This is a genomic window from Halopseudomonas sp. MFKK-1 (genome assembly GCF_027474385.1).
Classification (GTDB): domain Bacteria; phylum Pseudomonadota; class Gammaproteobacteria; order Pseudomonadales; family Pseudomonadaceae; genus Halopseudomonas; species Halopseudomonas aestusnigri.
Genome location: NZ_CP114836.1, coordinates 568771 through 586089, shown reverse-complemented (window position 1 = coordinate 586089; position 17319 = coordinate 568771). Strand labels below are relative to the sequence as shown.

Sequence of the window (17319 nt, the reverse complement as noted above, 5' to 3'; positions counted from 1 at the left end):
TCGCCGCAACGGCTATATCAAAAAACTTTGATATAGGCCCCTCCGTTCGTCCGGCGAGCGAACGATAACCGCACTCGGAACGGTGTTTTCATTGCCCGAAACGGCCGTTTGCGCGAAAATGCCCGCCTTCTTTTCCCGGCCAGCCGCGTGTTGCGGCAAACGCCCCATGCCTTGCCAACCACAGGAGTTGTTCATGCCCAGTCGTCGTGACCGTGCCAATGCCATTCGTGCCCTCAGCATGGATGCCGTGCAGAAAGCCAACAGCGGCCACCCCGGTGCGCCCATGGGTATGGCGGATATCGCCGAAGTGCTGTGGCGCGACTATCTGAAGCACAACCCGGCCAACCCGAATTTCGCCGACCGCGACCGCTTCGTGCTGTCCAACGGTCACGGCTCGATGCTGATCTACTCGCTGCTGCACCTGACTGGCTACGACGTCAGCATTGACGACATCAAGAACTTCCGTCAGCTGCACAGCAAAACGCCGGGCCACCCGGAATACGGCTACACCCCGGGCGTTGAAACCACCACCGGCCCGCTGGGGCAGGGCATTGCCAATGCCGTGGGCATGGCGATCGCCGAGAAGGTGCTGGCTGCGCAGTTCAACCGTGAAGGTCACGAGGTTGTCGACCACAACACCTACGTGTTCCTCGGCGACGGCTGCATGATGGAAGGCATCTCCCACGAAGTCTGTTCACTGGCCGGCACTCTGGGTCTGGGCAAGCTGGTTGCGTTCTACGACGACAACGGCATCTCCATCGACGGTGAAGTCGAAGGCTGGTTTACCGACGACACGCCCAAGCGCTTCGAGTCCTACGGTTGGCAGGTGATCCGCAATGTCGACGGCCACGATGCCGACGAGATCAAGACCGCCATTGAGACCGCACGCAAGAATACCGAGCAGCCGACCCTGATCTGCTGCAAGACCATCATCGGTTTCGGTTCGCCGAACAAGCAGGGCAAGGAAGAGTGCCACGGCGCAGCACTGGGCGAGGCGGAAATCGCTGCTACCCGTGAAGCGCTGAACTGGCCGCACGCCCCGTTCGAAATTCCGGCTGACATCAAGGCCGAGTGGGACGCCCACGAGGCCGGCGCCAAGGCCGAAGCCGCCTGGAACGACAAGTTTGCCGCCTATCAGGCTGCCTTCCCGGAACTGGCTGCCGAGCTGCAGCGTCGTCTGGCTGGCGATCTGCCGGCTGACTTCAGCGAGAAGGCCGATGCCTACATCGCCGAAGTGGTTGCCAAGGGTGAAACCATCGCCAGCCGCAAGGCCAGCCAGAACACCCTGAACGCCTTTGGCCCGCTGCTGCCGGAAATGCTCGGTGGCTCCGCTGACCTGGCCGGCTCCAACCTGACCCTGTGGAAGGGTTGCAAGGGCGTCGAGTCTGCAGACGCGTCCGGCAACTACCTGTTCTACGGTGTGCGCGAATTCGGCATGACCGCAATCATGAACGGTATCGCCCTGCACGGCGGCTTCGTGCCCTACGGCGCTACCTTCCTGATCTTCATGGAATACGCCCGTAACGCGGTGCGCATGTCGGCGCTGATGAAGCAGCGCGTGATCCACGTCTACACCCACGACTCCATCGGTCTGGGTGAAGACGGCCCGACCCACCAGCCGATCGAACAGTTGGCCAGCCTGCGCGGTACGCCGAATCTGGACACCTGGCGCCCGGCCGACGCGGTTGAGTCGGCGATTGCCTGGAAGTACGCGCTGGAGCGTGCCGACGGCCCGAGCGCATTGATCTTCTCGCGTCAGAATCTGCCGCACCAGGAGCGCGATGCCGCGCAACTGGCCAACGTTACCCGCGGCGGTTACGTGCTGAAGGACTGCGACGGCGAGCCTGAACTGATCCTGATCTCGACCGGTTCCGAAGTCGGTCTGGCGGTCAACGCCTGGACCGCCCTGACCGAACAGGGCCGCAAGGTTCGCGTGGTGTCCATGCCATCGACCAGCGTGTTCGACCAGCAGGACGCCGCCTATAAACAGTCGGTCCTGCCGCTGGAAGTGGGTGCCCGTATCGCCATTGAAGCCTCCCACGCCGACTTCTGGTACAAGTACGTCGGCCTCGACGGCCGCATCATCGGCATGCAGAGCTTCGGCGAATCCGCTCCGGCTGCGGCGCTGTTCGAGGAGTTCGGTTTCACCCTCGACAACGTGCTGGCAGCGGCTGAAGAGCTGTTGGAAGACTAAACCAGCGGCAAGCCTCAAGCCTCAAGCTGCAAGTGGCGCTCTGCCTGCTTGCAGCTTGCAGCTTGCAGCTTGCAGCCAGGCGGAGCCTGCTGTTATGTCCCACCCGCGTCCCTATAAAATCGCTCTGAACGGCTACGGCCGGATCGGTCGCTGCGTGCTGCGCGCGCTGCACGAGCGTGGTGATCTGGACGTGCAGGTGGTAGCGCTGAATGATCTGGCCGACCGCGACAGTATTGAATACCTGACCCGTTTTGACTCCACCCACGGCCGCTTTCCGGGCGAGGTGCGGGTCAGCGGTGACTGCTTGCAGATCAACGGGCAGGCGATTCAGGTTTTGCGCGAGGCGGAACCGGAAGGGGTTGACTGGCGCGGGCTGGATATCGATCTGCTGCTGGAGTGTTCCGGCCAGTACACCACCCGTGAACAGGGGCTGCGCTTTGTTCACGCCGGGGTGCCGCGGGTGCTGTTTTCGCAGCCGATGGCAAGCGAAGAGGCGGTCGATGCCACGCTGGTGTATGGCGTCAATCACGCCAGCCTGCCGCGCGACGCTCGTCTGGTGTCCAACGCCTCCTGCACCACCAATTGCAGCGTGCCGCTGCTCAAGTTGCTGAACGAAGTGATCGGGCTGGAGTACGTTTCCATCACCACCATTCATTCGGCGATGAATGATCAGCCGGTGATCGACGCTTACCATCACGCTGACCTGCGCCGCACCCGTTCGGCATTCCAGTCGGTTATTCCGGTCTCGACTGGTTTGGCACGCGGCATCGAGCGGCTGCTGCCGGAGCTGGCCGGGCGCATTCAGGCCAAGGCGATCCGGGTGCCGACGGTCAATGTCTCGGCGCTGGATATCACCCTGCAGACCGCGCGCGACACCAGCGCTGCTGAAGTCAATGCGCTGCTGCGGGCCGCCGCCGAAGGCGACTATGCGGGACTGCTCGATTACACCGAGCTGCCCCACGCCAGCTGCGACTTCAACCACGACCCGCATTCGGCGATTGTCGATGGCAGTCAGACCCGCGTGTCCGGTCCGCGACTGGTGAACTTGCTGGTCTGGTTTGATAACGAATGGGGTTTTGCCAACCGCATGCTGGATGTTGCCCAGTACTGGCTGGCGCAACCTGTCGAATGACTTGAGCGCGGCCAACGGCGGCGCAACTGATTAACCCTTATTGAACGAAGGAGCGGGCTATGACCGTACTGACCATGAATGAGCTGGACCTGAACGGCCAGCGTGTACTGATTCGTGAAGACCTCAACGTGCCGGTCAAGAACGGCAAGGTCGCCAGCGACGCGCGTATCGTTGCCTCGCTGCCTACCATCAAGCTGGCGCTGGAGAAAGGCGCTGCAGTCATGGTCTGCTCACACCTGGGCCGCCCGGAAGAGGGTGTGTTCAGCGAAGAGAACAGCCTGGCACCGGTTGCTGCTTACCTGAGCGAAGCGTTGGGTCGTGAAGTGCCGCTGGTGCGCGACTATCTCGGCGGTGTCGAGGTCCAGCCGGGCGAGCTGGTGCTGCTGGAAAACGTCCGCTTCAACAAGGGCGAGAAGAAGAACACCGACGAGCTGGCTCAGCAGTACGCGGCGCTGTGCGATGTGTTCGTGATGGATGCCTTCGGCACCGCCCACCGCGCCCAGGGTTCGACCCACGGCGTTGCCAAGTTTGCCAAGGTCGCCTGCGCCGGTCCGCTGCTGGCCGCCGAGCTGGACGCGCTGGCCAAGGCGCTGGACAAGCCGGCCCGCCCGATGGTGGCCATTGTTGCCGGCTCCAAGGTTTCGACCAAACTGGACGTACTGACCGCGCTGTCGGACAAGTGCGACCAGCTGATCGTTGGTGGCGGTATTGCCAACACCTTCCTCGCGGCCGCCGGTTACAAGGTTGGCAAGTCGCTGTACGAAGCCGACCTCGTTGATACCGCCAAGTCCATTGCCGCCAAGGTCAGTGTGCCGCTGCCGGTTGACGTGGTGGTTGCCAAGGAATTTGCCGAGTCCGCTACTGCCACTGTCAAGGCCGTCGCTGACGTGGCTGACGATGACATGATTCTCGACATCGGCCCGCAGACTGCTGCGCTGTTCGGTGAAATGCTCAAGGCCTCCGGCACCATCCTCTGGAACGGCCCGGTTGGTGTCTTCGAGTTCGACCAGTTCGGCGAAGGCACCAAGGCGCTGGCGCACGCCATCGCTGCCAGTGAGGGCTTCTCGATCGCCGGTGGTGGTGACACCCTGGCTGCCATCGACAAGTACGGTGTTGCCGAACAGATTTCCTACATCTCCACCGGTGGTGGCGCCTTCCTCGAGTTCGTCGAGGGCAAGGTACTGCCGGCTGTCGAGATTCTGGAGCAGCGTGCGCGCTAAGCACAGCTGCAAGCCTCAAGCTGCAAGCGGCAAGGGGTGACCAGCCTCAGGTCAGGCGGGTAGACTGTCGGGATCGCCCGGACAGCTTGCCGCTTGGGGCTTGTCGCTTGCCGCAACGACTTTTTTAACGGAGAGATTGATTATGGCTCTTATCAGCCTGCGCCAGATGCTCGACCACGCCGCCGAATACGGTTACGGCGTGCCCGCTTTCAACGTCAACAACCTGGAGCAGATGCGCGCCATCATGGAAGCGGCCGACAAGACCGATTCCCCGGTGATCGTGCAGGCCTCTGCCGGCGCCCGCAAGTACGCTGGTGCGCCCTTCCTGCGTCACCTGATCCTGGCTGCCATCGAGGAGTTTCCGCATATTCCGGTGTGCATGCACCAGGATCACGGTACCAGCCCGGACGTGTGCCAGCGCTCGATTCAACTGGGCTTCAGCTCGGTGATGATGGACGGCTCGCTGAGGGAAGACGGCAAGACCCCGGCCGACTACGACTACAACGTCCGCGTGACCCAGCAGACCGTGGCGTTCGCCCACGCCTGCGGTGTGTCCGTGGAAGGCGAGCTCGGTTGCCTGGGCAGTCTGGAAACCGGCATGGCGGGTGAGGAAGACGGCGTTGGCGCCGAGGGCGTGCTGGATCACAGCCAGCTGCTGACCGACCCGGAAGAAGCCGCGGCCTTCGTCAAGGCCACTCAGGTTGATGCTCTGGCGATTGCCATCGGTACCAGCCACGGCGCCTACAAGTTCACCAAGCCGCCGACGGGCGATGTGCTGTCAATCGAGCGCATCAAGGAAATCCACAAGCGCATCCCCAACACCCACCTGGTAATGCACGGTTCCTCCTCGGTTCCGCAGGAGTGGCTGAAGGTGATCAACGAGTTCGGCGGCGACATCAAGGAAACCTATGGCGTGCCGGTCGAAGAGATCGTTGAGGGCATCAAGCACGGCGTGCGCAAGGTCAACATCGATACCGACCTGCGTCTGGCGTCCACCGGTGCCATGCGCCGCATGATGGCCGAGCACCCGAGCGAGTTCGACCCGCGCAAGTTCTTCGCCAAGACCATCGACGCCATGCGCGACATCTGTATCGCCCGCTACGAAGCCTTTGGCACCGCCGGCAATGCCTCGAAGATTAAGCCGATCTCCCTGGAAGGCATGTTCCAGCGTTACGCCAGTGGCGAGCTGGAAGCCAAGGTTAACTGAGCACTGAAGGGGCGGCGCAAGCCGCCCTTTTTGCAACAGGACAGAGATATGAGCAATCAGGACGAACAGGACGACGAGTCCTTCGCCGAGGCCCGCCTGATCGAAGCGATCGAGAATCAGCTGACTGCCGGTGAGCCACCTGCTGCGCAGGCGACTATGAACAAGCTGACGCTGGTCGGTTATGCGCGCGAGGATATTCTCGAGCTGATGGCGCAGGTTCTGGCCCACAGCATCAACCAGATGCTGGAGCAGGACGCTGCCTTTGATACTCCCGCCTACGAGCAGGCCTTGCGCAATCTGCCGACCCTGCCCGATGGAACTGACGCGAGCTGAGTGCTCGCACTGCGTAACAGGATAACGACAATGAAATTGATGACCGTACTGCGGATCGTCTTCCTCTATCTGCTGGCCGTGCTGGTGGCGACCCTGCTGGGCTCGCTGGTCCAGACCCAGTTCAATCTGGCCGCACTGCAGGCCATGGACGTGCCGGTTGATCTGGCGACCCGTGCGCAGAGCAGTCTGCATGACCTGCTGACCTTTACCCCGATTTTCGTCGTCATGGTTGCGGCGACCCTGCTGCTGGCGCTGCCGCTGGCCGAGGCACTGGGGCGCATCTTCAAGCCTTGGCGCTGGCTGCTGTATTTTCTGGGTGGTTTTGTCGGCATCTGGGCGGCCTTCACCCTGGCAAACACGCTGCTGCCGATGCCGACCTTTATCGCGGCGACTCGCGAAACGTCCGGCCTGTTGAGCATGATGGCGGCAGTCGGTCTGGGCAGCGCGCTGTTCGGCCGTTTGACCAAACCCAAGGCGCGGCGCGGGCTGCGTGTGCTCGGTTAATCCTGCAAGGAGACAGTTAATGAACAGGTTCACTCTGGTCGGCGCCGCCCTGGCGCTCTGTGCAGGCCCGGTTGCGGCGGCTGACTATCAGATCGAAACGGTCGCCGAGGGACTGAGCAATCCGTGGTCACTGGCGTTTCTGCCGGATGGCGGCATGCTGGTCACCGAGCGTGCCGGCCACCTGCGCCTGATTGGCGCTAACGGAACGCTGCGTGCCGAACCGGTAGCCGGTGTGCCCGAGGCCTTCGTCAACAGTCAGGCGGGTCTGATGGATGTGGCGCTGGCGCCTGATTTCGCTGAATCTGGCGAGCTGTTCCTCAGCTACAGCTGCGGCACGCTGGAAGCCAACCATACTTGTCTGGCGGCGGCGACCTTCAATGGTACGGCGCTGGAGAATACCCACGAGATCTTTCGTGTTCAGCCAGCCAAGCGCGGCAGCGCGCATTATGGTGGGCGCATCGCCTTTCTGCCGGACAATACCCTGCTGCTGACGCTTGGGGATGGCTTTGATTACCGCGAGCAGGCGCAGAACACTGGCAATCATCTGGGCAGCATCGTGCGCCTCAATCGTGATGGCTCGGCGCCGGCTGACAATCCCTTCGTTGCCCAACAGGGGGCGCTGCCGGAGCTCTACAGCATCGGCCACCGTAATGTGCAGGGGATCGTGGTAGACGGCGCAGGTCGCGTGTTCAGCCACGAACACGGCCCGCGCGGTGGCGACGAGCTGAACCTGATTCAGGCCGGTCACAACTACGGTTGGCCGAAGATCACCTACGGTGTCGACTATAACGGCTCGCAGATCTCGCCCTACACCGAATTGCCCGGGCTGGAGCAGCCGCTGACCTACTGGGTGCCGTCGATTGCGCCGTCCGGGATGGCGCTGTATCAGGGGGATCTGTTCCCTGAATGGCAGGGCAACCTGCTGATCTCGGCGCTGGCGGGCAGGGAAGTCCGCCGCGTGGCATTGGATGGCGATACGGTCAGCGCGCAGGAGTCCCTGTTCACCGAGCTGGGCCAGCGCTTTCGTGATGTGCGCAGCGGTCCGGACGGTGCTGTCTATCTGCTGACCGACAGCCCCGCTGGCAAGGTGCTGCGGGTAGTGCCGGCCAACTGACGCCCTAGCGGGTTGCCTGGCTGTGCTGCCGGTAGGCGCGCGGCGGGCAACCCAGCCAGCGCCGGAAGGTGCGGCTGAAATTGCTGGTGTCCTGATAGCCGAGCCGCTCGGCAATCAGCTCCACGCTCAAGTCCGTGTGTTCCAGCAGCCAGCAGGCCTGCTCGCTGCGTACCTCATCCAATAGTTGCTGATAACGCACGCCCTCGTTGCCCAGGTGGCGAATCAGGGTGCGCGCAGTCATATGCTCCTGCGCAGCCATTTGGGCCAGGGTTGGGTAGTGGTACTCGCAACCGAGCAGGCGTTTCTTGATCCTCTCACTCAGGTCGCCGCCCCGGAGCTGGTGCTGCAGCTGGTGTTCGCAGTCGCGCAGAGCCTGACGATGGGCATCCGGATCGGCTCCAAGGCACGCCTGGGCAAACAATCCTGCAGGCAGATGGAGGCGCAACGCATCGCTGCCGAATATCCATTTCCCGGCATGGCCGGCCACCTGATCGGCCCAGTCCGGCCGCGGTAGCGGCCATTCAAGGGTAACCTCCTGATGGAGTGGCAAGCCGCTGACCGTTTCCAGCAGTCGCAGCATGCCGGTTGCAAAGTGACCCAGCAGGTATTCGCGAACCTGCGACGGGGTCTGCTCTTCATCAAGGCGCAGCACTGGCGGCTCGACCTGTTCGATGACGAAATGGCCCAGATGCTGGCGCAGACTGGAGTAGTGTTCAACCACTTCGACGGCGGCCCTGATGGTCGGTGCGGTGACGGCGGCATAGCCACCGGGACCATGGGCCGAGACGTCGGTGTGCATGCCGACCGCGAATCCCAGGCCGGGATGGCCGGTCAGGGCGATGGCGCTGTCGAGCAGTTTGGTCAGGGTTTCCAGGCTGAGGAACTGACTGTCCTGCTGGAGGATGTCCCAGTCGACGTCGCTGGCACTGCGAATGGCGTCGGGGCTGAAGCCGAGGCGACGCAGCTCGGCATGGACCAGACGGGCGTAGACGGTATGTGCTGCTGGACTCAGCCAGGACTGATCGGGGGGCATGGTCGGCCTTGCTGTTGTTGTTGGTAGGGTCGCGTCCAATGGCTGTCACAATATGACGGTTTATTGCCGCTTGCAACGGGTGGCCGTCGATGACCGCAGGCGCATGATGTGTCGAGGTATTTGCCGGTTGCCGTTGCCTGTGCCGCAATCCATGCCGGTGCCGTATCCCTGAAAACACAACAACAAGAGGGTAAAAGCATGACGTCTACCGCTGCTGCTCCAAGCGGCCTGGCTGGCTATGTTGATCGCAAGCGCCGGCTCTGGCTGTTTTCCCTGGGGGTGCCGATGCTGGCACTCGTTGGGCCGCTGCTTTATGTGCTGGTTTCGCCGCAGGTCATCTGGCTGTGGGTTTCGACCATCTTTGCCTACGTTGTCATTCCCGCGCTGGACGCTGTGCTCGGTGAAGACCTGAGCAATCCGCCGGAAGAGGCGGTACCCGCGCTGGAAGCTGACCCCTACTACCGTTACGTAACCTATGCGCTGGTGCCGATTCTGTGGGTCAGCTTTCTGGTCAACATCATCTTTCTCGGCTATTACGAGCTGCCCTGGTACGGCACGCTGGCGGTGATCATTTCAACCGGCGGCAGTCTGGGGTTTGGCCTTAATCTCGGCCATGAAATGGGCCACAAGAAGACCGGGCTGGAGCGCTGGCTGGCCAAGATTACCCTGGCTCTGGGTTTTTACGGTCACTTCTTTGTCGAGCACAACCGCGGCCACCACCGTGATGTGGCAACCCCGGAAGACCCTGCCTCATCGCGCATGGGCGAGAGCATCTATCGCTTTGTCTTCCGTGAGATGCCCGGTGCCTTCTTTCGTGCCTGGGATCTGGAAGCGCAGCGCCTTGAACGCTGCGGCAAGTCGGTCTGGAGTCTGGATAACGAGGTGCTGCAACCGGCGCTGATCAGCGCGGTGCTGTATGGCGGCCTGATTGCCTGGCTGGGTATCGAGATCCTGCCGGTGATGTTGCTGATTGCCTTCTGGGGCGCGTTCCAGCTGACGCTCGCCAATTACATCGAGCATTACGGCTTGCTGCGGCGCAAGGAGCCAAGTGGGCGTTACGAGCGCTGCCAGCCGCATCATTCATGGAACAGTAATCATCTGTTCTCGAACTGGGCGCTGTTCCATTTGCAGCGTCACTCTGATCACCACGCCCATCCGACCCGGCGCTATCAGTCGCTGCGGGACTTTCCGGATCTGCCGCGGCTGCCAAGCGGCTACTTCGGCATGTATCTGCTGACCTACTTCCCGCCGCTGTGGTTCAAGGTGATGGACAAGCGCCTGCTGGATGCAGTCGGCCGTGACCCTTCGCGCATCAACTTTCTGCCGGCCAAGCGCGAGATGCTGATGCGTCGTTACGGGCTGGTCGATGCGGCAGCGCCGGAGGGTGCGGAGGTGGCCGCATGAGCCGCTATCAATGTCCGGAGTGTGGTTACGAGTACGACGAGGCGGCGGGTGACCCGCATCAGGGTTATCCGGCCGGCACGCGCTGGGAGGCGTTGCCGGACAGTTTTACCTGCCCGGATTGTGCCGTGCGTTACAAGGAAGACTTCAAGCCGGTTGAAGAGTGATGCCGCGGCCGCCTACAGCGGCCATACCCACAGCAGCATGGGAATGCCGATGGCGACTACCAGCAGTTCCATCGGCAGCCCCAGCCGCCAGTAATCGCCAAAGCGGAAACCGCCGGGGCCAAGAATCAGAGTGTTGTTCTGATGACCGATCGGCGTCAGGAAGGCGCAGGAGGCGCCGATGGCGACCGCCATCAGAAAGCTGTCCGGATTGACCCCCAGCTGACTGGCAATGCTGAGCGCAATCGGACACATCACTGCCGCGGTGGCGGCGTTGTTCATGAAGTCGGACAGCGTCATGGTGACCACCAGCATCAACGTCAGCGCAATGACCGGATTGCCCTGGGCAACATGCTCCAGCAGGGTGCGAGCCAGTACGTCGGCGGCGCCGGTGTCGGCCATCGCCGCCGCCAGCGGCATCAACGCGCCGAGCAGAATGATGATAGGCCAGTCGATCGCCTCGTAGATGCGCCGCAGCGGAATCACGCGGGTCAGCATGTAACCCAGGACGCCAGCGGTAAACGCCACGGCGGCGGGCAGCACGCCGAAGGCGGCGAGTGCCACGGCGGCAATCATTATCGCGACTGCGGTGATTGCCCGGCGACGGTCGGGAATCAGGATGCTGCGCTGGGCCAGCGGTACGCAACCGTACTCGGCGGCAAAGCCGGCAATGGATTCGGCGTCGCCCTGCATCAGCAGCACGTCGCCGGCTTCGATTTCCGTCCAGCGCAGGCGGCGAATGGAACGGTGGCCCTGGCGCGAAATCGCCAGCAGGTTGATGCCGAAGCGGGTGCGCAGGGCGATGTCCGATGCGCTACGCCCCAGAATCGCGGCGCCGGGCTGGGCAACCAGTTCCTGCAGAGCGATATCGTCGCTGTGGCGGGCTGCCGGTTTCTCCTGCTCCTTATCCCGCTCTGGCTCCGACGGCGCCGCAGTGTCGGCGGCGCGGTCCGCCTCGGCTTCGTCTGCTTCATCCTTGCTGTCCTTGTCTGGCTCGACCGCTTCTTCGAGTTTCAGCCCCAGGCGGGTCAGCGAGGCGCCCAGCGCGTCGGGCTCGGCCTCAATGACCAAGATGTCGCCGGCGTGCAGTCTGCGGCCGGGTTGCGGCGCGATGACGCGAAAATCGTTGCGTACCATGCCGACGATCTGGGCGTCGCCGTCGTCCAGCATCTGTTCGACTTCGCGCAGCTGTTTGCCGTCGGCCTTGCTGTCGGCATCAATGTGGACCTCGGTGAGATAGGTGCCGGTGTCGAAGTTGCCGGCATCCGTCTGCGGGCGGTTCGGCACCAGCCAGCGCCCGGCGATGACCGCGAGCAGCACCCCGCCGATGGCGATGGCGAGGCCCACCGGCGTGAAGTCGAACATGCCGTAGGCACCCAGCTCGGTCTGCGCGCGGAACCCGGATACGATCAGGTTGGGCGGTGTGCCGATCAGGGTCGTCATGCCGCCAAGAATGGTGCCGAAGGCCAGCGGCATCAGCACCTTGCCGGGCGGAATATTGTTACGACCGGCCAGCTGCAGGGCGATCGGCATCAGCAGTGCCATGGCGCCCACGTTGTTCATAAAGGCGGAGAGGGTGGCGCCCAGCAGGGTCAGCACGCCGAGGCCGAGCAACATGCCGCCGCGCTGGGGCAGCGCGCGCTGTGCCAGCGCTTCGACTGCGCCGGTGGTCTGCAGCCCCTTGCTGAGGATCAATACCGCGGCCACGGTGATGACCGCCGGATGACCGAAACCGACAAAGGCCTCGGTGGCCGGTGTCAGGCCGCACACCACGCAGGCCATCAGCGCCGCCAGCGCGACCACATCGTGGCGCCAGCGGCCCCAAAGGAACAGCCCGACGGTACAGGCGAGGATCAGCAGAATCAGTTGCTGGCTGGCGTCCATGCGTGGGCAGGCCTCCCGGGTTGGTTGTTCAGATCAGCCGCACCTTGAAGCGGCGCCCCTTGATCTTGCCGTCTTCCAGGCGCTGCAGCGCGAGTTTGGCCTGATCACGGCGGATGGCGACGAGGGCCTGATAGTCGCTGATGCTGATCTTGCCGATCGCATCACCAGTCAGGCCGGCCTCGCCGGTCAGGGCGCCGAGCAGATCGCCGGGGCGCAGTTTGTCCTTGCGGCCACCGGCTACTGCCAGTGTACGCATGGGGGCAATCAGCGGGCGGTCCGGGCGCTCCGGCAGGCGTTCGATGTCCTGCCAGTTCAGCTCGCCGTAGGCTTCCTCGATCGGCTTCAGACGCTTGAGTTCGCGCGGGGCGACCAGGCTCAGCGCCAGACCGGATTGGCCGGCACGACCGCTGCGACCGATGCGGTGAACATGGGCGGCCGGGTCGGCAGCCAGCTCGACGTTGATCACCGCGGCGACGCCGGCGATATCGATGCCGCGTGCGGCGACGTCGGTGGCGGTCAGCACGCTGCAGCTCTGGTTGGCGAACAGCGCCAGTACCTGATCGCGCTCGCGCTGCTCCATGTCGCCGTGCAGGGCCTGGGCGCTGATACCTTCCTTGTTCAGATAATCGGCCAGTTCCTGACACTGCTGGCGCGTATGACAGAAGGCGATGCAGGGTTGCGGGCGGTTGGCTGCGAGCAGGCGCAAGACGGATGCGAAGCGCTGCTCCGGCTGAATCTCGTAGAAGCGCTGCTCGATCGGGTTTTCCGGCGCGGACTGCGCAATCCGCACCTGCGCCGGATTGCGCTGAAACTCGCCGGTCAACTGCTCCAGACTCTCGGGGTAGGTAGCCGAAAACAGCAGGGTCTGGCGGCGGCTCGGGGTCTGCTGGATGATCTCGCGAATGGCGTCGACAAAGCCCATGTCGAGCATCCGGTCGGCCTCATCGAGCACCAGACAGTTCAGCTTGTCGAGGCTCAGGGTGCCGCGTTTGAGGTGATCCTGAACCCGGCCCGGCGTACCGACGATGACGTGGGCGCCCTGTTCCAGTGATGCTGCCTGCGGGCCGAAGGGAACGCCACCGCTCAAGGTAACGATCTTGATATTGCCCATGCCGCGGGCCAGCTTGCGCAGCTCATCGGTGATCTGGCCCGCCAGTTCGCGGGTCGGGCTGAGTACCAGTGCCTGACAGCCGAAAAAGCGCGGGTTCAGCGGCGTCAGCAGGCCGATGCCGAAGGCGGCGGTCTTGCCGCTGCCGGTAGGCGACTGGGCGATCAGGTCCTGACCGGCCAGAATCGGTGGCAGTGCCTGTGCCTGAATCGGCGTCATGCGCTCGTAGCCAAGCTGGGTAAGTGTCGCCAGCATGCTTTGCGGCAGTGGCAGGGTATTGAACTGATCGGAAGTCACGGCAGGCGCCCTTTGGACCGGGCGCTGCAGTGTAGCAGAGATGACTGGTACTCAGCGACGGATGCGGGTCTTGCGAAAACCGCCGTGGCTGGGAAAGGTGCCGGTGTCGCCGGTCAGCCAGAATCGCGTCGCCCGGTAGGCCGCTTGCAGTTTGCCGGTGTGATAGCTGCGGGCCTTGGCATAGGCCCAGCGCCAGCCGCGTTTTCGATCGTCCATGGTCGTTTGCCAGTATCGTACGGTGCAAAACGGAGCTGTTTTGCAGGATTAATGGTAATCAGGCCCGGCTCTGTCGTGCCCGGGCTGCCGGAGAATAACGGTATTTTGATATCACTGACAACCGCTGTTGTCAGTGATCGCCTGCTATGCCTGAGGAGCCAGTGTGACCCGGTTTCGTCCCTGCTCCTTGGAGGCATACAGGGCTTTGTCTGCGCGCTCCAGCAGTATCTGGTAGTTGGCCATGTCATCGCTGATAGTGGCTACACCGAGGCTGATGGTGTAGCTCAGCGGTGAGCCCTGATAGTCGAGTACCTGCTGCTCAACCGCCTGACGCAAGCGTTCGGCGAACTGGGCTGCGCCTTCCAGATGGGTGCCCGGCAGCAAGACGACAAACTCCTCGCCGCCGTAGCGTCCGGCGAAGTCGGTTTCGCGGGCCAGCCGGGAAGTGATTTCGGCCACCGAGCGGATGACTTCGTCGCCGGTCTGATGGCCATAGGTATCGTTGACCCGTTTGAAGTGATCGATATCGAAGATGACCAGGCTCACCGGGCTGTCGTAACGCTGGTGACGGGCGAACTCCCGCTCCAGGCAGCTCTCCCAGTAGCGTCGGTTGAGCAGTCCGGTCAGTCCGTCGCGCAACGCCAGCTCCTGCAGCTTGGTATTGGCGGACTCGAGCTGACGCTTGTTCACGGCAACGCCGGTTACATCGTAGATGATCAGACAGACATGGTCGGTTTTGCCGGTGGCACTGCGCAGTGGCAGGATGGTGACGTTCTGGTACATCTCGTCGGCCAGGCCGGTAATCGGCTGGTAGCTCTTGAAATGAACCAGATTGGGGCGTTGCTCCCAGATAGTGAAGGCGCGGGTGCCTAGCATCACGGCCGTTTCGACCTTGTGGGTAAACCAGCTCTGGTCGATCTCCGGAAACAGCTCGAACAGCGAGTGGCGCGAAGCCTGCTCGGCGCTGACACCGGAGTGGTTCTCCATGAAGCTGTTCCAGACTTCGACGTTGTAGTCGCGGTCGAGTACGACCACGCCGACGTCGATGCTCTGGACGATATCGAGCAGCCAGTGAAGTTCATTGATATCGAAAGTGTCGGCCATGTGCTGCGTCTTCTTCCTTGATCAGTCGATCATGTAGTCGAGCCGCTCCCGCAACTTGGGTACCGAATCTTCGGTAAACAGCAGCAGCAGATCGAAATGAATGTCCAGGTTCTCGAGACCGTAGCTGATTTCGACAGCCAGCGTGCGTTTCCAGCGCCGCTGATTGATACGAATCAGGTCTTCGATCGGGCAGTGCTGGCCGAGCACCAGTGGATGCCCCTGCGACAGCGTAATGTTGAGCTGTTCGGACAGACCGTTGAGGCAGGCACCGATGATGATGCTGGCCAGGTCCAGCAGCATTTCAAGCTGGGCACCCTCATCGCGCTGGGTGTTCAGCAGTCGGGCAACATCATCGATCTCCGAGTCGTGGAAGATCAGCAGTGCCTCGCCGGCAATACCTCCACCAATATAGCCTTGGCAGATGGCGGACAGCCGGGCGTCGCGCTGGGCGTCTGCCAGGGCCATGTGCAACTCGCCCACCTCGAGAATGTTGACGTTGGGGATCGGCAGTTTGATGAATACACCCAGCACGCGTGCGAGCAACTCGGCGGCGCGGCCCATGGCGACGTTGGACACCTCGCGGAAGGCGTCGCGGAACGAGACATTGGGCAGCGTGCGGTAGACGTCTTCTTCTGCCGTCGGTGCTGTCGCCATCGGGACATCAACGCCGAGTGTGTTCAATGCCTCGGCCAGTTGCATCGGGTCAGCCGGCTTTTTGATGAAAGCGCGTGCACCGAGTGCCTTGGCTCGGCGTACTGCTTCATCCTGTACGTCGCCGGAAACCACGATGACTTCAGGCGTCAGGCCTTCCTCGCGTAATGCCGCCAGCACGCCAAAGCCATCCAGCTCCGGCATGGTCAGGTCAAGCAGCACGATCTGTCCGTTGCCCTGGCGGATGGCCTCAAGGCCCTCGACACCGTTGGCGGCCTGGCTGATGCGGAACGGCCAGTTGGCCGGCAGCGCACGGATAAGCTGCTTCCGAGCCATGTTCGAGTCGTCGCATACAAGCAGAGGAATGGCACTCACGGCATGATCCTTGTTGCTAAGCTGTCCGGCAGAGTTCAGTTGAGGGCAGGGTGGCCGATAGAAGGCAGATAGCCATCAATAAGTCTATTGGCCAAGCATGACAACTTATCGACCTGTTGAGAAGGGATATCAGGGTATATGTTTCGGGTTTTTCCGCGAGAATTCGGGTATTTTGCTGACCATGTCCGGCAAACAGGGATTAAAGGATGATCCACTACCAGGAGTGGTCCGTTGGCTGTGGTGTTCAAACGGTGATCTGGCATGACTGACAGTCTCGAGCGCAACCTGCAGCATCGGCGGCGGGTGCTGCGGGCGCTGTTGTGGATGACCCTGATCGCGGGTGCCAGCTTTGCCCTGATCAACATCAAGCGCGAGCTTTATCTGCTGGCGTCGCTGGAGCTGATCTACGCCGCCTTCGCCGCTTTCATGCTGCGCTTTGTTGATACTACGCCGCATCTCAAAGCCTGGACCCTGGCTTTTCTTGTGCCGTTTTTCTGCATCATGGTAATTGCCCTGTTGTTGCCGCAAAGCTCGTTTACGGTCTTTGCCTGGATTCAGTCCATCCCGATCATTTCCTACCTGCTGCTGGGTAAGCGCGGAGGCTTCTGGATGGCGTTGATCTTCATCAGCCTCGGTGTACTGGCCTTCAACGCGCGCTATGTGACCGAGTTGAGCCTGGTCAATATGGCGGTGATGGCAAACGTGGGCTTCAGCGCTCTGGCGGTGATGCTGTTTTCGCATATCTACGAGCGCAGCCGTGACGATAACGAGCAGCGGCTGATCGAACTGGCCGGCACTGACAGCCTGACAGGATTGGCCAATCGCATGCGTTTGTCGGAGGCCTTTCGTGCGATGCGCAGTCAGGCGGACCGAAGCAATACCCCGTTGTCGCTGGTGGTGCTGGATCTGGATCATTTCAAGCAGGTCAATGACCGCTATGGCCATGAGGTTGGCGATAGCGTCTTGCTGCACACCGCGCAGTTGCTCAAGCGCCGGCTGCGAGACTCTGATCTGCCCTGTCGGCTGGGGGGAGAGGAGTTCGCCATGCTGCTGCCGGGTGCAACGCTGGAGCAGGCCGCTGATCTGGCCGACGCTGTCCGTGTGCTGCTGGCTCAGAGCCCGGTTGCAGTCGGCCGGGAAAGACTGAATGTAACCTTCAGTGCCGGGGTTGCCACCCTCGGTGAGGACGGAGACAGCCTGAGCGAGCTGCTCAGGATCGCTGACCGACGAATGTACGAGGCCAAGGGCGGTGGACGTAATCAGGTGGTGGCGGCCGGGCAGCGCTATGCGCTGGCAAAGCCGGACTGCGCCTCTGATGCGTGTTCTGAATAAAGAACAAGTCGTTCAGATTAATTGCCGATGACGTGGGCTCTTCTACACTG

Annotated in this window: 16 protein-coding genes; 10 read left to right on the top strand and 6 right to left on the bottom strand. The window is 62.4% G+C overall.

The features are described from left to right. Nucleotides 1-193: 193 nt before the first annotated feature. The 7 genes from tkt (at nt 194) to O5O48_RS02635 (ending at nt 7704) form a co-directional block, all read left to right on the top strand. On the top strand, nt 194-2194 hold the full coding sequence (tkt, locus tag O5O48_RS02665) for a transketolase (RefSeq protein WP_269688073.1): 2001 nt from the start codon (nt 194-196) through the stop codon (nt 2192-2194). 94 nt (nt 2195-2288) lie between these two features. Next, entirely contained in the window at nt 2289-3326 is a 1038-nt protein-coding gene (epd, locus tag O5O48_RS02660; protein ID WP_228245492.1) for an erythrose-4-phosphate dehydrogenase, read from the top strand. Between the two features lie 59 nt (nt 3327-3385). Further along, nucleotides 3386-4546 carry a phosphoglycerate kinase gene (locus O5O48_RS02655; protein WP_269688072.1) on the top strand — a complete coding sequence of 387 codons (1161 nt, stop codon included), beginning with the start codon at nt 3386-3388 and terminating at the stop codon, nt 4544-4546. A gap of 142 nt (nt 4547-4688) precedes the next feature. Next, the gene (fba, locus tag O5O48_RS02650; RefSeq protein ID WP_228245490.1) at nt 4689-5753 is read left to right on the top strand and encodes a class II fructose-bisphosphate aldolase; all 1065 of its coding nucleotides are present in this window, start codon (nt 4689-4691) and stop codon (nt 5751-5753) included. Between the two features lie 48 nt (nt 5754-5801). Next, nucleotides 5802-6086, top strand: coding sequence for a hypothetical protein (locus O5O48_RS02645; RefSeq protein WP_269688071.1), 285 nt, complete (start codon nt 5802-5804; stop codon nt 6084-6086). A gap of 30 nt (nt 6087-6116) precedes the next feature. Next, a complete protein-coding gene (locus tag O5O48_RS02640) occupies nt 6117-6590 on the top strand; it encodes a hypothetical protein (RefSeq protein WP_088274429.1) in 474 nt (157 codons plus the stop codon). Between the two features lie 19 nt (nt 6591-6609). Further along, complete coding sequence (locus O5O48_RS02635) at nt 6610-7704, top strand: PQQ-dependent sugar dehydrogenase (RefSeq protein WP_269688070.1); 1095 nt, start codon at nt 6610-6612, stop codon at nt 7702-7704. A gap of 4 nt (nt 7705-7708) precedes the next feature. On the opposite strand, the gene O5O48_RS02630 is transcribed toward O5O48_RS02635, so the two are convergent. Further along, nucleotides 7709-8737: a helix-turn-helix transcriptional regulator gene (locus O5O48_RS02630; RefSeq protein WP_269688069.1), complete on the bottom strand. Its 1029-nt coding sequence runs from the start codon at nt 8735-8737 to the stop codon at nt 7709-7711. 198 nt (nt 8738-8935) lie between these two features. Between O5O48_RS02630 and O5O48_RS02625 the strand changes: the two genes are divergently transcribed. Both O5O48_RS02625 and O5O48_RS02620 read left to right on the top strand, forming a co-directional pair. After that, a complete protein-coding gene (locus O5O48_RS02625; RefSeq protein ID WP_228245485.1) occupies nt 8936-10141 on the top strand; it encodes an alkane 1-monooxygenase in 1206 nt (401 codons plus the stop codon). Further along, a complete protein-coding gene (locus O5O48_RS02620; protein WP_088274437.1) occupies nt 10138-10305 on the top strand; it encodes a rubredoxin in 168 nt (55 codons plus the stop codon). The genes O5O48_RS02625 and O5O48_RS02620 overlap by 4 nt, the downstream gene beginning before the upstream one ends. 12 nt (nt 10306-10317) lie before the next feature. On the opposite strand, the gene O5O48_RS02615 is transcribed toward O5O48_RS02620, so the two are convergent. From O5O48_RS02615 to O5O48_RS02595, 5 genes are all read right to left on the bottom strand, one after another. Then, nucleotides 10318-12186: an SLC13 family permease gene (locus O5O48_RS02615; protein ID WP_228245483.1), complete on the bottom strand. Its 1869-nt coding sequence runs from the start codon at nt 12184-12186 to the stop codon at nt 10318-10320. Nucleotides 12187-12214: 28 nt separating this feature from the next. Continuing rightward, entirely contained in the window at nt 12215-13591 is a 1377-nt protein-coding gene (gene dbpA / locus O5O48_RS02610) for an ATP-dependent RNA helicase DbpA (protein WP_269688068.1), read from the bottom strand. 51 nt (nt 13592-13642) lie between these two features. Next, a complete protein-coding gene (locus tag O5O48_RS02605; protein WP_228245481.1) occupies nt 13643-13807 on the bottom strand; it encodes a hypothetical protein in 165 nt (54 codons plus the stop codon). A 144-nt stretch (nt 13808-13951) separates the two neighbouring features. Next, nucleotides 13952-14911, bottom strand: a complete 960-nt coding sequence (locus tag O5O48_RS02600) for a sensor domain-containing diguanylate cyclase (protein WP_269688067.1) — start codon at nt 14909-14911, stop codon at nt 13952-13954. Between the two features lie 21 nt (nt 14912-14932). Continuing rightward, nucleotides 14933-15937 carry a response regulator gene (locus tag O5O48_RS02595; RefSeq protein ID WP_269688066.1) on the bottom strand — a complete coding sequence of 335 codons (1005 nt, stop codon included), beginning with the start codon at nt 15935-15937 and terminating at the stop codon, nt 14933-14935. A 261-nt stretch (nt 15938-16198) separates the two neighbouring features. Between O5O48_RS02595 and O5O48_RS02590 the strand changes: the two genes are divergently transcribed. Continuing rightward, nucleotides 16199-17269, top strand: a complete 1071-nt coding sequence (locus tag O5O48_RS02590) for a GGDEF domain-containing protein (protein WP_233048964.1) — start codon at nt 16199-16201, stop codon at nt 17267-17269. Nucleotides 17270-17319: the final 50 nt, after the last annotated feature.

Coding starts and splice junctions, on each gene's coding strand:
- O5O48_RS02655 (WP_269688072.1), top strand. CDS start 3,386: ATGACCGTACTGACCATGAATGAGCTGGACCTGAACGGCCAGCGTGTA.
- fba (WP_228245490.1), top strand. CDS start 4,689: ATGGCTCTTATCAGCCTGCGCCAGATGCTCGACCACGCCGCCGAATAC.
- O5O48_RS02635 (WP_269688070.1), top strand. CDS start 6,610: ATGAACAGGTTCACTCTGGTCGGCGCCGCCCTGGCGCTCTGTGCAGGC.
- O5O48_RS02625 (WP_228245485.1), top strand. CDS start 8,936: ATGACGTCTACCGCTGCTGCTCCAAGCGGCCTGGCTGGCTATGTTGAT.
- O5O48_RS02645 (WP_269688071.1), top strand. CDS start 5,802: ATGAGCAATCAGGACGAACAGGACGACGAGTCCTTCGCCGAGGCCCGC.
- O5O48_RS02630 (WP_269688069.1), bottom strand. CDS start 8,737: ATGCCCCCCGATCAGTCCTGGCTGAGTCCAGCAGCACATACCGTCTAC.
- epd (WP_228245492.1), top strand. CDS start 2,289: ATGTCCCACCCGCGTCCCTATAAAATCGCTCTGAACGGCTACGGCCGG.
- O5O48_RS02615 (WP_228245483.1), bottom strand. CDS start 12,186: ATGGACGCCAGCCAGCAACTGATTCTGCTGATCCTCGCCTGTACCGTC.
- O5O48_RS02600 (WP_269688067.1), bottom strand. CDS start 14,911: ATGGCCGACACTTTCGATATCAATGAACTTCACTGGCTGCTCGATATC.
- O5O48_RS02640 (WP_088274429.1), top strand. CDS start 6,117: ATGAAATTGATGACCGTACTGCGGATCGTCTTCCTCTATCTGCTGGCC.
- O5O48_RS02590 (WP_233048964.1), top strand. CDS start 16,199: ATGACTGACAGTCTCGAGCGCAACCTGCAGCATCGGCGGCGGGTGCTG.
- tkt (WP_269688073.1), top strand. CDS start 194: ATGCCCAGTCGTCGTGACCGTGCCAATGCCATTCGTGCCCTCAGCATG.
- O5O48_RS02620 (WP_088274437.1), top strand. CDS start 10,138: ATGAGCCGCTATCAATGTCCGGAGTGTGGTTACGAGTACGACGAGGCG.
- O5O48_RS02605 (WP_228245481.1), bottom strand. CDS start 13,807: ATGGACGATCGAAAACGCGGCTGGCGCTGGGCCTATGCCAAGGCCCGC.